The 13,942-nt window shown below is 61.8% G+C and carries 10 protein-coding genes; 3 read left to right on the top strand and 7 right to left on the bottom strand.

Translation table 11 applies throughout. The features are described 5' to 3' along the window. Position 1 precedes the first annotated feature (1 nt). The 3 genes from addB to trxA all read left to right on the top strand — a co-directional run bounded on the left by addB (position 2) and on the right by trxA (position 7,133). The gene (addB, locus tag HX898_RS14635) at positions 2 to 3,193 is read left to right on the top strand and encodes a double-strand break repair protein AddB (RefSeq protein ID WP_138331999.1); all 3,192 of its coding nucleotides are present in this window, start codon (positions 2 to 4) and stop codon (positions 3,191 to 3,193) included. Then, a complete protein-coding gene (addA, locus tag HX898_RS14630) occupies positions 3,186 to 6,737 on the top strand; it encodes a double-strand break repair helicase AddA (RefSeq protein WP_180194961.1) in 3,552 nt (1,183 codons plus the stop codon). Before addB ends, addA begins: the two co-directional genes overlap by 8 nt. Positions 6,738 to 6,812: 75 nt before the next feature. Further along, positions 6,813 to 7,133 (top strand): thioredoxin, encoded by a 321-nt coding sequence (gene trxA, locus HX898_RS14625; protein WP_003544118.1) that lies wholly within the window; start codon positions 6,813 to 6,815, stop codon positions 7,131 to 7,133. 84 nt (positions 7,134 to 7,217) lie between these two features. Here trxA and HX898_RS14620 read toward each other — a convergent pair whose 3' ends face one another. The 7 genes from HX898_RS14620 to HX898_RS14590 all read right to left on the bottom strand — a co-directional run bounded on the left by HX898_RS14620 (position 7,218) and on the right by HX898_RS14590 (position 13,848). Next, the gene (locus HX898_RS14620; RefSeq protein ID WP_171600302.1) at positions 7,218 to 8,570 is read right to left on the bottom strand and encodes a folylpolyglutamate synthase/dihydrofolate synthase family protein; all 1,353 of its coding nucleotides are present in this window, start codon (positions 8,568 to 8,570) and stop codon (positions 7,218 to 7,220) included. A 27-nt stretch (positions 8,571 to 8,597) separates the two neighbouring features. Then, on the bottom strand, positions 8,598 to 9,503 hold the full coding sequence (accD, locus tag HX898_RS14615; RefSeq protein WP_138389328.1) for an acetyl-CoA carboxylase, carboxyltransferase subunit beta: 906 nt from the start codon (positions 9,501 to 9,503) through the stop codon (positions 8,598 to 8,600). 142 nt (positions 9,504 to 9,645) lie between these two features. Further along, positions 9,646 to 10,485: a tryptophan synthase subunit alpha gene (trpA, locus tag HX898_RS14610; protein WP_029874599.1), complete on the bottom strand. Its 840-nt coding sequence runs from the start codon at positions 10,483 to 10,485 to the stop codon at positions 9,646 to 9,648. Positions 10,486 to 10,488: 3 nt separating this feature from the next. After that, positions 10,489 to 11,709 (bottom strand): tryptophan synthase subunit beta, encoded by a 1,221-nt coding sequence (gene trpB / locus HX898_RS14605; protein ID WP_003544114.1) that lies wholly within the window; start codon positions 11,707 to 11,709, stop codon positions 10,489 to 10,491. Positions 11,710 to 11,711: 2 nt separating this feature from the next. Beyond that, entirely contained in the window at positions 11,712 to 12,380 is a 669-nt protein-coding gene (locus HX898_RS14600) for a phosphoribosylanthranilate isomerase (protein WP_171600299.1), read from the bottom strand. 167 nt (positions 12,381 to 12,547) lie between these two features. Next, complete coding sequence (locus HX898_RS14595) at positions 12,548 to 13,306, bottom strand: SprT family zinc-dependent metalloprotease (RefSeq protein ID WP_138331994.1); 759 nt, start codon at positions 13,304 to 13,306, stop codon at positions 12,548 to 12,550. A gap of 107 nt (positions 13,307 to 13,413) precedes the next feature. Next, on the bottom strand, positions 13,414 to 13,848 hold the full coding sequence (locus HX898_RS14590) for a DUF2852 domain-containing protein (RefSeq protein ID WP_017962639.1): 435 nt from the start codon (positions 13,846 to 13,848) through the stop codon (positions 13,414 to 13,416). Between the last annotated feature and the right edge of the window lie 94 nt (positions 13,849 to 13,942).

Here is a 13,942-nt window from a genome sequence, read left to right as displayed (position 1 = left end):
CATGGCGGAGCGGCACCAGCCACGCATCCTGACGATCCCGGCGGGCCTCTCCTTCCTGAAAACGCTGGCGACGACAGTTTGCGACGGCCGATTGACGCCGATTTTCCGGCACGACGCCGATGATCCGCTGTCGCTTGCCAAAGTCACGATCTACCTGCCGACCCGGCGCGCCGTGCGTGTGCTGCGTTCTGAATTCGTCGACCTGCTCGGCGGCCGATCAGCGATCCTCCCCGTCATCCGCCCGCTCGGCGAAACCGATGACGATAGCGGCTATTTCGACGAGGCGCTGCCGACAACGATCGATCTCGCCCAGCCGCTATCGAATACCGCCCGTCTGCTGGAGCTTGCGCGTCTGATCCTTGCCTGGCGAAATAAGTTGCCGGAGATCGTCCGCCACATTCACTCGGACTCGCCGCTCGTCGCGCCGGCAAGCCCGGCGGATGCGATCTGGCTCGCCCGCAATCTTGCCGAGCTGATCGATTCCATCGAGACCGAGGATCTCGACTGGTCGGAGCTGTCGAAACTCGATACCGGCGATTATGCCGCCTGGTGGCAGTTGACGGCGGAGTTCCTGCAGATCGCCAGCGCCTTCTGGCCCGAACGGCTTTCCGAACTCGGCAAATCCTCGCCGGCACGGCATAGAAACGCCATTCTGCGGGCCGAAGCAGGCCGGCTTTCGGCGACGAAACCCGCGGGACCGATCATCATCGCCGGTTCGACGGGTTCCGTTCCCGCCACCGCCGATCTCATCGCCGCCGTCGCCCATCTGCCTGAAGGTGTGATCGTGCTTCCAGGTCTCGATCTCTCCATGCCCGAAATGCACTGGCAGATGGTCGCGCCGGAACCGGCGCCCGGCCAACATGCCAATCCCGCAAGCCGGAGCCATCCGCAATATGGCCTGTCACTGCTGCTCAAGCGGCTGAAGCTGACACGCGCCGACGTCACGCTCCTCGACAGACCGGAGGCCGATCTTGACCGGCGGGCCGAAATCCTGTCGCGGGCCCTTGCTCCAGCGGAGGCGACCAGCGACTGGGGAGCGTGGAAGAGCGATCTGCCGGCCGGCGCGCTGTCTTCGGCCTTCTCTGATGTCTCGCTGATTGAAGCCGCCAATGAGCGCGAGGAAGCAACGGCGATTGCCATCGCACTCCGGCTGGCGCTGGAAAGACCGGGACAGGACGGCGAGAGCCGGGCAGCTCTCATCACTCCGGACCGCAATCTCGCGCGGCGGGTGATGGCCGAGCTTTCCCGCTTCGGCATTCTCGCCGATGATTCGGCGGGCACACCGCTTTCGGCCATGCCGCAGGGCACCTTGCTGCAATTGCTGCTGGAGGCAGCGCTGCGACCGGGCGATCCGGTGGCAATCATCTCACTGCTCAAACATCCGCTTGCCCGCTTCGGCCTGGAGCGCGGCGCATTGATTTCCGCTACCGAGGCGCTCGAGCTGCTGGCGCTGCGCGGCGGTGTGGCCGAGGTGGATATCAGCACGCTCGAACCTCTCCTCACGCACCAACTTGCCGAACAGGCGCTGGACAGGCACGCGCCGCAATGGCGAAAATCGCTTTCGCCTGAGGCCGCCGACGCCGCATGCGACCTTGCCCGCCGGGTCACACAAGCGACCGAGCCTCTGGCTTCGGCGCTGATGCGGCACCGGCCGGAAGATCGTGGAAGAACAGTGCGCTTCACATTGTCCGAATGGGCCGAGCGCACTGGCCGTTCGCTTGAAGCGGTCGCGGTCGATCCGCAAGGCAATCTCGCCGATCTCTGGTCGAACGAAGCGGGAGACGCCCTCGCCGCCCTGCTCAGTGAAGTGATCGACACGGACGGCCAGATGGAGGCCGACGGACCGCAATGGATCGACATCATGGCAGCGCTCGCCGCCGGTCATGCGGTGAAACCACGGGCGCTCAGCCATCCGAGGCTCTTCATCTTCGGCACGCTGGAAGCCCGCCTGCAGAGCGTCGATACGCTGATCCTCGGCGGCCTGAACGAAGGCACCTGGCCGGGACAGACCGCCAACAACCCCTTCATTCCGCGAATGATGAAGACGGAGATCGGCCTCGAGCCGCCGGAGCGGCGCATCGGCCAGCTGGCGCATGATTTCGAGATGGCAAACGGCACACGCCATCTGATCTATTCGCGCGCGCTGCGCCAGGGCTCGACGCCGACCGTCGCCTCGCGTTGGCTGCAGCGGCTGCTGGCGCTCGGCGGAGAGGCGTTCGAAGCGGAATTGAAGGGACGCGGCAATCGGTTCCTCCAATGGGCCGCTCTCATCGATCGGGGAGATGCTCAGGCGCCGGTGCAGCGCCCCTCGCCGAAACCGCCGCTGGCGCTGCAGCCGAAATCCTATTCCTTCAGCGAAGTCGGCCGGCTGCGCCGAGATCCCTATGCCATCTATGCCCGTCGCATCCTGCGGCTTGACCCCGTCGACCCGTTCAATCGTGATCCAGGGGCGGCCGAACGCGGAACGCTCTACCACGAGATCATCGATCGATTCATCCGCGAGGCTCACATCGCCGGCACGCCGGATGCGGCAGCGGCGATGGAGGCCATCCTTTCCGAGCTTTTCGACATGGAAAAGTTGCCGCCGCATATCGACGCGGTGTGGCGGCCGCGCTTTCGCGCGGTGGCCCGCGTCTTCCTCGAATGGGAGGCCGGACGCCAGCATGGCATCCTGAAAACGCTGACGGAAGTACGGGGCGGCATGGAATTGGAGCCGATCAATATCCGGCTCACCGGCGTTGCAGACCGGATCGACGTCACAGGACCAAACTCGGCCGACATCATCGACTACAAGACCGGCTACAATCCCTCACCGGCGCAGGCACGTGTGCTTCTCGATCCGCAGCTTGCGCTTGAAGCGGCCGCCTTGAGCGCCGGTGCCTTCCGCGATGCCGGCAGCCTCGTGCCGCAGGACCTTCTCTATGTGCGTCTGCGACCCGGAAGCCGCTTCCAAGTCGATACCGTCAACAACGAGAGCTCGGCGCGCAGCGACAAGGCGAAATCGGCGATGGATCTGGCCGCCGAATCGATCGACCAGCTGGTCAAATTCGTGGGGTTGCTGCAATCCAGCGAGAGAGGCTTTACCTCGCGGCTGATCCCGGCCCAGCAATTCGATTTCGGCGGCGACTATGATCATCTCGCCCGCGTCTCCGAATGGTCGACGGCCGAAACCGAAGAGGGCGGCGATGAGTGATGTGACCGCCCTTCCCAACGATGACGATCCGGGCGCCTGGATCGGCTGGACGACGATCCAGCAGGCGATTGCCTCCGATCCGCTGCGTTCAGCATGGGTCTCGGCCAATGCCGGTTCCGGCAAGACGCATGTGCTGACACAGCGCGTCATCCGGCTGCTGCTATCAGGTGCGCGGCCTTCCGCCATTTTATGCCTCACCTACACCAAGGCCGCGGCGTCGGAAATGTCGAACCGCGTCTTCGAACGGCTGGCGGAATGGGTGGTGCTTGACGATGAAGACCTCGGCCGCCGCATCACACAGATCGAAGGTACGGCTCCCGACGGACTGAAGCTTGCCGAGGCACGCCGGCTGTTTGCCAAGGCGCTGGAGACACCAGGTGGACTGAAGATCCAGACGATCCATGCCTTTTGCGAGGCACTGCTGCATCAGTTCCCGCTGGAAGCCAACGTTGCCGGGCATTTCTCGGTTCTCGACGATCGCGCGGCGGTGGCGCTGCTTTCCGATGCGCGCCGGGCACTGCTGACGGCAACCGCGCCGGACGAAGACAGCGCCCTTGCCGAGGCATTCGCCTACGTGCTCAATCTCGGCGACGAATCCGGGCTTGAGAACCTGCTCGGCGACATCGTCGCCAATCGCAATGCCATTCGTCGTTTCACCGCGACGGCTGAACAGCAGGGCGGCGTGGAAATGGTTCTGCGCAAAAGGCTCGGCCTTGCCGTCGGCGACACGGAAGACAGGATCGCGGCGCAATATTGGCCTTTGCCGGAGCTTTCGGGCGGCACGCTGGAACTTTATCTTTCGCTTGCCGACCAGAAGGGCGGTGCCAAGGCGCAGGAGGTTGCCTATGGCCTCAGGCTCGCCGGGCGGGAGCGCGATGACGCAAGGCGCGCGCAATTTCTCGAGAAAATCTTTCTGACCGTGAAGGGCGAGCCCAAGGCGGACTCGCAATTCTTCGTCAAGGCCATGCTTGCCGAGGCACCGCAGCTGGCGGAGGCCATCGCCATTGCCCGCGCGCATGTCGCAGCAAGCCGTGACCGGCTGAAACTGATGCGGATGTACGGCGCCACACATGCAGCGCTCGTGCTCGCCGATCGGCTGAATCACGATTATGACGAGTTGAAGAAGCAGCGCAGCCAGCTCGATTTCGAGGACCTGATCACCCGCACCGCCGACCTCCTGACGAAAAGTGGCGTCGGCCCCTGGATCCACTACAAGCTCGATCGCGGCATCGATCATATCCTCGTCGACGAGGCGCAGGATACCAGCCCGATCCAGTGGAGCGTCATCCAGTCGCTCGCCGAAGATTTCTTCTCCGGCGAAAGCGCCCGGCCGATCGTGCGCACGCTTTTTGCCGTCGGCGACGAAAAGCAGTCGATCTATTCCTTCCAGGGGGCAAGGCCCGAGCGTTTCTCCGAGGAGAGCGACCGAACGCGGCGGCGCGTTTCCGATAGCGGGCAGAGTTTTTCCTCCGTGAGGCTGCCGCTCTCTTTCCGCTCGACCGCCGACGTGCTCGAGGCGGTCGACCACATTTTCAAGACACCCGAAAACGCGCGCGGCCTCAGTGCGGTCGGCGAACCGGTCGTGCATCGTTCCAGCCGCATCGGACATCCTGGCGCCGTCGATCTCTGGGAGATGGTTGCGCCGGAAGCGGTGGTGAAGGAGGAGGACTGGACGGCGCCCTTCGATGCGACGCCGGAAAGCGCGCCGGCCGCGATCCTCGCGCGGCGGATCGCCCATTCGATCGGCACGCTTGTTGGCCGCGAAACGATCGTCGACAAAGGCAAGGAGCGCCTGATCGAGGCCGGCGACATCCTGGTGCTGGTGCGCAAGCGCGACGCCTTCGTCAATGCGTTGACGCGGGCGCTGAAGCGCCGCGGCGACATTCCCGTCGCCGGCGCGGACAGACTGGTGCTGACCAGCCATATCGCCGTGCAGGATCTGCTGGCGCTCGGCCGTTTCCTGCTTCTGCCGGAAGACGACCTTTCGCTCGCCGCCGTGCTGAAGAGCCCGTTTTTCGATCTCTCCGAGGACGACATCTTTGCGATCGCCGCGTTGCGCGGCGACAATGAAAGCGTCTGGAGCCATCTCAAAAGCTTCGCAGCAGACGGCACCGAGCGCTTCCGCGCTGCCGTCGAGAGGCTGGAGCTGTTTCTCCGGCAGTCCAGGAGCCTGTCGGTCCATGATTTCTATGCGCGCGTGCTGGGCAGCTATGGCGGGCGGCGGCAATTCCTTGCCCGTCTCGGCACCGAGGTCAGCGATATCCTCGACGAATTCCTGACCTTCACGCTCGACCATGAGAGCTCCGGCCTTCCCGGGCTGCAATCCTTCATCTCGACGCTGGAGCTCGAAGCCCCCGTGATGAAGCGCGAGCAGGACAAGGGGCGCAACGAGGTGCGGATCATGACGGTGCATGCCTCCAAGGGTCTTGAAGCACCGATCGTTTTCCTCGTCGACGGCGGTTCGAAGGCCTTCACCCATACCCATCTTCCGAAGCTTCGCCTGATCGAGACCGGCCCAGACGAGCCGCCGATGCCCGTCTGGGTTCCTGTCTCGGATCTTTCCAATTCGCTTACCCAGGATGATGCCGCACGTATCCAGATGCTGGCGGAGGAGGAATACCGCCGGTTGCTCTATGTCGCCATGACGCGCGCCGCCGACCGGCTGGTCGTCTGCGGCTATCGTGGCGTGCGTGTGAACAATGACACCTGGCATATGATGATTTCGACGGCACTGCGCGACGACCATCCGCATGTGGAGGCGACCACATTCTCCGGTCCCGATGGGGAATGGCCGGGCATCAAATGGCGCGTGCCGCGGGTAGAACGAAGCTTCGAGCGTATCGATCGCAGCGAAGAGCGCGGCAGCGAGGAGACCTTGCCGGACGGCCTGTTGCGGCCATTGCCGCCGCAGGCTGAGCTGCCCCGGCCGCTCAGCCCTTCCGGTGCCGGGACGATCATCGATGAAGACGCGGGTGGCCTGCTGGTCGTTTCGCCGCTGTTCGGCGAAAAGGAGCGAAGCGATCGTTCACTGGAGAAAGGCAGGCTGATCCATCGCATGCTGCAGGCGCTTCCCGAAATTCCGCTTGCGGAGCGACCTGATGCGGCGAGCCGTTATGCTGAACGGGCGGCTCGATTCTGGCCGGAAGCCGAACGGCGCAAGCTTGTCGATTCGGTTCTGAAACTATTGGACGAGGAAGGTCTGCAGGCTGTCCTCGGTGCGCAGGCCCAGCCAGAGGTTTCGATCATGGGAACATTGACGCTCGAAGATCGGCGCTATGCCGTCTCCGGGCGCATCGACCGGCTTGCCGTCCTTGCCGATCGCGTCGTCATTCTCGACTACAAGACCAATCGGGTGCCGCCGGCAACGGAGGAGGCTATCCCCTTCGCGCACCGGGCGCAGCTGGCGATCTATCGCGAGATCCTGGCGCCACTCTATCCTGATAGGCGTATCGATTGCATGCTTGTCTATACCGAGAACGCCTCGCTCTTTACACTGAGCGAAAAGGCGCTCTGTTTGGCGCTTGCAGCGGTCAAGACAAAGTGAAATACCGGACATTGAAAATTCGGCACCGCACCATCACATGTGGTTCAACACCCAATTCCGTTAAAGGAGCAGCCCATGGCTACCGTGAAAGTCGATATCAATAACTTCCAGTCGGAAGTTCTGGAATCCGCAGAACCCGTCGTCGTCGATTTCTGGGCCGAATGGTGCGGCCCGTGCAAGATGATTGCACCGAGCCTCGAAGAAATCGCCGTCGAGATGGAAGGCAAGGTCAAGGTCGCCAAGCTGAATATCGATGAGAACCCGGAACTCGCTGCACAGTTCGGTGTGCGCTCCATTCCGACCCTTGCAATCTTCAAGGGCGGCGAAGTTGCCGATATCTCTGTCGGCGCAAAGCCGAAGACGGCTCTGTCGAACTGGATTTCGAGCGCCGCCTGATTGATATCGGCCAACTTATATTACTTGACGAAAAGCCCGGTTCGACCGGGCTTTTTTCATTTCACGGCCTTCATTTCTCGGCCTTCATTTCGGGGGCGTGCCGTTGTCGGCAAGCACATCGCCGACGAGATAGAGAGAGCCGCCGACCAGGATGCGCGGCGGCAATGCCTCCGGATCGAGAACGGCTTTTATCGCTTCCAGCGCATCGCCGACCGTCAACATCGGTTCTGCAACCAAACCGGCATCATAAGCGGCATTCGACAATATTACCGGGTCGATCATCGCTTCGCTGCCGCGGATCGGCACGCAGAAAACCTTCTCGACCAGGCCGGTAAAGGCCTTGAAATAGCCGACCGGATCCTTGGTGTTGATCATGCCGGTAATCAGGAAAAGCGGCCGAGACTGGCGCTCCTCGAAATTGGCCATGGCTTCGGCGATCACTTCGCCGGCACCCGGATTATGCCCGCCATCGATCCAGATCTCGGCGCCGGCCGGCGCATGCGACAGCAGCCGGCCCTCACTCAGACGCTGCAGCCGGCCCGGCCATTCGACCGAACTCATCGCCTTTTCCATCATCGTCTCGGTGACGGCGAAACCCGCCGCCTTGACGGCCCGAATGGCGGCGGCGGCATTGGCATATTGATGGCGGCCGGGAAGGCGCGGCAGCGGCAGGTCGGCAAGGCCGAATTCGTCCTGGTAGACGAGCCGGCCATATTCCTCATGCGCCATGAAATCCTGCCCGAAGACGGTGCTCGGGCAATGCAGCCGTTCGGCCGTCGACATCAGCACGTCGAGAGCTGCGTCATATTCCTGATGACCGATGACAACGGGAAATCCCGGCTTCATGATGCCGGCTTTTTCGGCCGCGATCAGCTCGACCCTGTCGCCGAGATAGGGCTGGTGATCCAGCGAAATCGGCATGATCACCGAGACGGCCGGATCGGAAATGACATTGGTGGCGTCGAACCGGCCGCCGAGACCGACTTCGATGATCGCAGCATCGGCCGGATGTTCGGAAAACAGGATAAAGGTGACCGCCGTCAGGATTTCGAAAACGGTGATGTGCTGTCCTGCATTGGCATCGGCCACGCGACGCACGGCCTCGGCAAAGACGGCGTCGTCGACAAGCTGCCCGCGTCCGCCCTTTACGCCAATGCGATAACGCTCGTGCCAATTGACGAGATGCGGCGAGGTGTGGACATGAGCGCTGTAGCCGCCGGCTTCGAGCAAAGCGCGGCAGAAGGCGGTGACCGACCCCTTGCCGTTGGTGCCGGCGACATGGATCACCGGCGGCAGTTTCCTGTGCGGATTGCCGAGCACATCGAGAAGACGAGTGATGCGATCGAGAGACAGATCAAAACCCTTGGGATGCAATCCCATGAGCTTGTCGATCTCCTGTGCTGCCTCGCTCACCGCGGTTTGGCCTCTGGGTATCAATTCGGCACCCCGCCTGCTTGTCGGTTATCAGGCGCTCGCCGCCAGGGCAATCGCGCCGCCATTCATGTCGTTCGCCGCAGAAACCGGCTTCTTCGTCAGGATCTTCAAGAGGCGCGCCAGCGTTTCCGGAATATCGTGGCGCTTGACGACCATATCGACCATACCATGCTCCAGCAGGTATTCGGCGGTCTGGAAGCCTTCGGGCAGTTTTTCACGCAACGTCTGCTCGATCACGCGCTTGCCGGCAAAGCCGATTTCGGCGCCGGGCTCGGCCAGATGAATATCGCCAAGCATGGCATAGGAGGCCGTGACGCCACCCGTCGTCGGGTTGGTCAGCACGACGATATAGGGCTGGCCGGATTCTTTCAGCATGTCGACGGCAACCGTCGTGCGCGGCAGCTGCATCAGCGACAGGATGCCTTCCTGCATGCGCGCACCGCCGGAAGCGGGGAACATCACCAACGGGCACTTTTCAGACGTCGCACGCTCGAAAGCCTTGACGATCGCCTCGCCGGCGGCCATGCCGAGCGAACCGCCGATAAAGTTGAATTCGTGCACAACGGCCACGAGTTTCAGTCCCTGCACCTTTCCGACGCCGGCGAGGATCGTATCCTCCTGTTCGGTCTTCAGGCGGCTGTCGCGCAGGCGATCGCTATATTTCTTCGAATCGCGGAACTTCAGCGGGTCCTGCGCGACCTTCGGCTGCGGCAGCGATTCGAACTCGCCATTGTCGAAAAGATCGGACAGGCGGGCCTTGGCCGGCATCTTCATGTGATAACCGGACGCCGGAATGACCCATTTGTTGCCTTCCAGATCCTTGTGGAAGACCATCTCGCCCGTTTCCGGGCACTTGATCCAGAGGTTCTCCGGCACTTCGCGACGGCCCAGCATGGAATTGATCCGCGGGCGAACGTAGTTGGTGATCCAGTTCAACTCGAATACTCCTGATAGTCTAAAGCGCGCCGTGATCTTTTCAGATTCGCTGCCACGCTTTAGGTCCTAGTTTCCCGCATGTCGTTGCCGCAAAACCGCTGCACACTTTTGCGCGACATGCTTTATTGCCAATGTGGGCAAACTATTCGGCAGCAACAAGGCGCGCCGAACGTGTTCCCGTGGAAAGGCCGCGCACCAGCGTGGCAACCGCCTGAACGGTATCCGCCGTTGCCTTTCCGTCATGCGTCAAGCTGGTCGCGACCTGATTGACGATCGCGGTGCCAACGACGACGCCGTCGGCCGAACCGCCGATGACTTTTGCATGTTCCGCCGTCTTGACGCCGAAGCCGACGCAGACGGGCAGCTTGGTGTGCTGCTTGATGCGCTCGACCGCGCCCGAAACCAGCGACGGATCGGGCAGCGCCGAACCGGTGATGCCGTTCATCGAGACGTAGTAGACGAAGCCTGAAGTGTTCTTCAGGACCTTCGGCAGGCGCTTCTCATCCGTCGTCGGCGTCGCCAGGCGGATGAAATTGATGCCTTTGCGGATAGCCGGAATGCAGAGCTCGTCATCCATCTCGGGCGGCAGGTCGACAACGATCAGGCCGTCGATACCGGCAGCGAGCGCGTCGTCGAGGAATTTCTCGACGCCGTAAATATAGATCGGGTTATAATAACCCATCATCACGATCGGCGTCGCATCGTTCGTCTTGCGGAAATCGGCCGCCAGCTGCAGCGTCTTCTTCAGCGTCTGGCCGCCTTTCAGCGCCCGCTGGCCGGCCAGCTGGATCGCCGGGCCGTCGGCCATCGGATCGGAAAAGGGCATGCCGAGCTCGATAATGTCGGAGCCTGCCTCCGGCAGCGCCTTCATGATGCCGAGCGAGGTGTCGTAGTCGGGATCGCCGCCCATGAAATAGGTCACAAGTGCCGGACGGCCCTCGGCCTTCAGCTCGGCAAAGCGTTTGTCCATGCGTGCGGTCATGTCTTACAGTCCCATTCCCAGAATCTTGCCGACGGTGAAGATATCCTTGTCGCCGCGACCGGAGAGGTTCATCAGGATGATCTCGTCCTTGCCCATCGTCGGGGCGCGTTTGATCACCTCGGCAATCGCGTGCGAGGGCTCGAGCGCCGGGATGATGCCTTCGAGGCGGGTCAGCGTCTGGAAAGCCTCGAGCGCTTCGTGATCCATGATCGGCACATAGTCGACACGGCCGGTATCGTTCAGCCAGGAATGTTCGGGACCGATGCCGGGATAATCGAGACCGGCCGAAATCGAATGGCCTTCCTTGATCTGACCGTCACCATCCTGCAGCAGGTAGGTGCGGTTGCCGTGCAGCACGCCCGGCGAACCAGCGGTGATCGAGGCGCAATGTTCATCGCCCTGCAGACCCTTGCCGCCGGCTTCGACACCGACGATCTTGACCGAGGGATCATCCAGGAAAGGATGGAAAATGCCGATGGCGTTCGAGCCGCCGCCGACGGCAGCGATGACGAGATCCGGAAGACGGCCTTCGGCTGCCAGCATCTGCTCCTTCGCTTCGATGCCGATCACCGACTGGAAATCGCGAACCATCTCCGGATAGGGATGCGGACCGGCTGCCGTTCCGATCAGGTAATAGGTATCCTCGACATTGGTGACCCAGTCGCGAAGCGCCTCGTTCATGGCGTCCTTCAGCGTGCCGCTGCCTGCCGTGACCGGTTTGACTTCCGCGCCGAGCAGCTTCATGCGGAAAACGTTCGGCGCCTGACGCTCGACGTCGGTGGCGCCCATATAGACGACGCAGGGAAGGCCAAAGCGGGCTGCAACGGTCGCGGAGGCGACGCCGTGCTGGCCGGCACCGGTTTCGGCGATGATGCGGGTCTTGCCCATGCGCTTGGCGAGCAGGATCTGGCCGATGCAATTGTTGATCTTGTGCGAGCCGGTGTGGTTCAGTTCTTCGCGCTTGAAATAGATCTTCGCGCCGCCGAGTTCGGCTGTCAGCCGCTCGGCGAAATAGAGCGGGCTCGGGCGGCCGATATAATGCGCGCCGAGATGTTTCAATTCGGCCTGGAATGCCGGATCGTTCTTTGCCCTGTTCCACTCGTCCTGCAGGTCGAGGATCAGCGGCATCAGCGTTTCGGCCACGAAACGACCGCCATAAATGCCGAAACGGCCATCTTCATCGGGGCCGGAACGGAAGGAATTCGGTTTAGGCGTCTCGTTCACTCTCAACTCCCTGAGGCCATCATCGGCGTATTCGCCTTTTCGACCGCGTCAAAAAATTCATCGATCTTCGCGACACTCTTCACGCCAGGCGCAGTTTCGACTCCCGAGGAGACGTCGATACCCGGTGCCTTGGTGATGAAAAGCGCTTCCGCGACATTGTCCTTGTTCAGCCCGCCGGAAAGCATGTAGTCGACGCTGCCGTCAAGCCAGCTGAGAAGGCTCCAATCGAAGGAAATACCGTTGCCGCCAGGCAGTTCCGAACCCTTCGGCGCTTTGGCGTCGAAGAGGAAACGGTCGGCGATGCCGATATAGGCCTCGACGCGCTTCAGGTCGTCTGCCGTGCGTACCGAAAAGACCTTCATCACAGGCAGACCATAGACCGCCTTTATGGTCAGCACATGTTCGGGGCTCTCATTGCCGTGAAGCTGGAGTATATCCGGCTTCAACAACGACACGATCTCGTCGAGTTCGTCATTGGTCGGATCGACGACGACAGCGACGATTTTCGCCTTGCCACGCGCAGGTTCCGCAAGTTTTGCCGCCAGGTCCGGCTCGATATAGCGCGGGCTCTTTTCGAAGAAGATAAAACCGATATGGGTCGCGCCGCGCTTCAGCGCGCGATCGACAGCCTCAGGCGTCTTCAAACCACAGATCTTGATATCCGGTCTCATGGCAGCGAAGTGACACGAAATGCGGAAAGAGTCGAGCCAATTTGCGACGGACACTGAATTTAGCGCGGCTCTCGGCTAGAGCGCCGCGCGTCCAAAGGACGCTCTATCACTTTAAATCTGCACATAATGCTTTCCGAAAAATCGATTCCGATTTTCGGGGTTATGCGCTAGTCGAAATCGATGGCATGCAACTGGCTGCCATGCCGCTTGAGCCAGGACTTCGCTTCCTCCATACCGGGGCAAAGCTTGCGGCAGAGAGCCCAGAAGTGCGGGCCGTGGTTCATTTCCTTGAGGTGGGCGACCTCATGGGCGGCGAGATAATCGATCACCGAAGGCGGCGCCATGACGATACGCCACGAAAAGCTCAGATTTCCCTCCGACGAGCACGAGCCCCACCGGCTGCGGGTATCCTTCATCGAGATCGAGCGGATCGGCGCTCTGATCGTTGCTGCATGCATCGTCGCCAGTCTTGCGAGATCGGCGCGCGCCTCCTTCTTGAGGAAGGCCGCAATGCGCCGTCCGACATGTTCCGGCATGCCGCTGACGCGCAACACCGGGATGCCGTCTATGGAAACCGCCTCCGTCAGCCCGCGCAAGCTGCCGCTGTGCTGGATGCGATGGGAAACGCCGCGAAGGAGGATTTCGCCGCCGTCACGCAGGCCGGTATCGGTCGAAAACTTGGCAAGCTTGGTGAGTAGCCACCCCTGGTGACGATCGAGGAAAGCATTGACCTCACGCGCCGCAAGGCCTTTCGGCACCGTCATCTTCAAGGCGCGGCCACCCGGTTCGATGCGCAGCGTGATGCGTGTCGCCCGGTCGTGCTGCTTGATCGTCAGCGGCATGAGCCGGCCGGCGACATCGAGCGTCCGCATTTCGGGCGGAGCCGGCTTTCGCGCCTTCGACCTTGTTTTCAGAAGCGAGAACATGCGTGTTTTCTATACGATTCGCCGGCAAATCTAAATGATCGCCGGAAGGGCAGACGTGGAAAAACCGGCATCGCGAGATGCCGGTCATCAATTCATCGTTCAGGCGTTTACGGTGTCTGGTATTCAGCGACCGGGCCGTTGTCATCGCGCTTGGCGTTTCTGCGGTCGCGCATGAAACGGTCGAACTCTTCCTGATCCTTGGCGCGGCGGAGCTCGCGCAGATAGGAGTCGAATTCCTCGCGCATTTCGTCAAGCTTGCGGCGCTCTTCCTCCATGCGGTCGAGTTCGGCCTTGCGCCAGTCGTCAAAGGCGACGTTGCCGGTCGAAAAATGCGGGCGGTGACGGCCATGCGGGCGGCGGCAGGAGGCAAAGAAGCCATCGGTCGCCTGGTTGACGTCACGCTTGAAGCCGCGCAGACGGTCGCCGAAGATGATGTAGGCAAGCATGGCAAGACCCAGAGGCCAGAAAACCATGAAGCCGAGAATCATCAGGGCAATGGTAGCCGGAGTCCAATCCGGTCGAAGCAATGCTGACTGGTTCATCGTGCGGGTATCCCTCGCTTTCCGCGCCCGGCAGAATACCGAACGCTGAAATCGATGTGGTTACCGCAATAACCGCCTTCAAGACGATTGCCCG

Source organism: Rhizobium sp. WYCCWR 11128 (assembly GCF_013416305.1).
Classification (GTDB): domain Bacteria; phylum Pseudomonadota; class Alphaproteobacteria; order Rhizobiales; family Rhizobiaceae; genus Rhizobium; species Rhizobium indicum.
The sequence above is the reverse complement of the archived record's forward strand: the minus strand, read 5'-3'. Positions and strand labels throughout refer to the sequence as shown.

What these genes read in the sequence shown, in the direction of transcription:
- addB (WP_138331999.1), top strand. Translation starts at nt 2, where the DNA reads ATGGCGGAGCGGCACCAGCCACGCATCCTGACGATCCCGGCGGGCCTC.
- addA (WP_180194961.1), top strand. Translation starts at nt 3,186, where the DNA reads ATGAGTGATGTGACCGCCCTTCCCAACGATGACGATCCGGGCGCCTGG.
- trxA (WP_003544118.1), top strand. Translation starts at nt 6,813, where the DNA reads ATGGCTACCGTGAAAGTCGATATCAATAACTTCCAGTCGGAAGTTCTG.
- trpA (WP_029874599.1), bottom strand. Translation starts at nt 10,485, where the DNA reads ATGACCGCACGCATGGACAAACGCTTTGCCGAGCTGAAGGCCGAGGGC.
- HX898_RS14600 (WP_171600299.1), bottom strand. Translation starts at nt 12,380, where the DNA reads ATGAGACCGGATATCAAGATCTGTGGTTTGAAGACGCCTGAGGCTGTC.
- HX898_RS14595 (WP_138331994.1), bottom strand. Translation starts at nt 13,306, where the DNA reads ATGTTCTCGCTTCTGAAAACAAGGTCGAAGGCGCGAAAGCCGGCTCCG.
- HX898_RS14590 (WP_017962639.1), bottom strand. Translation starts at nt 13,848, where the DNA reads ATGAACCAGTCAGCATTGCTTCGACCGGATTGGACTCCGGCTACCATT.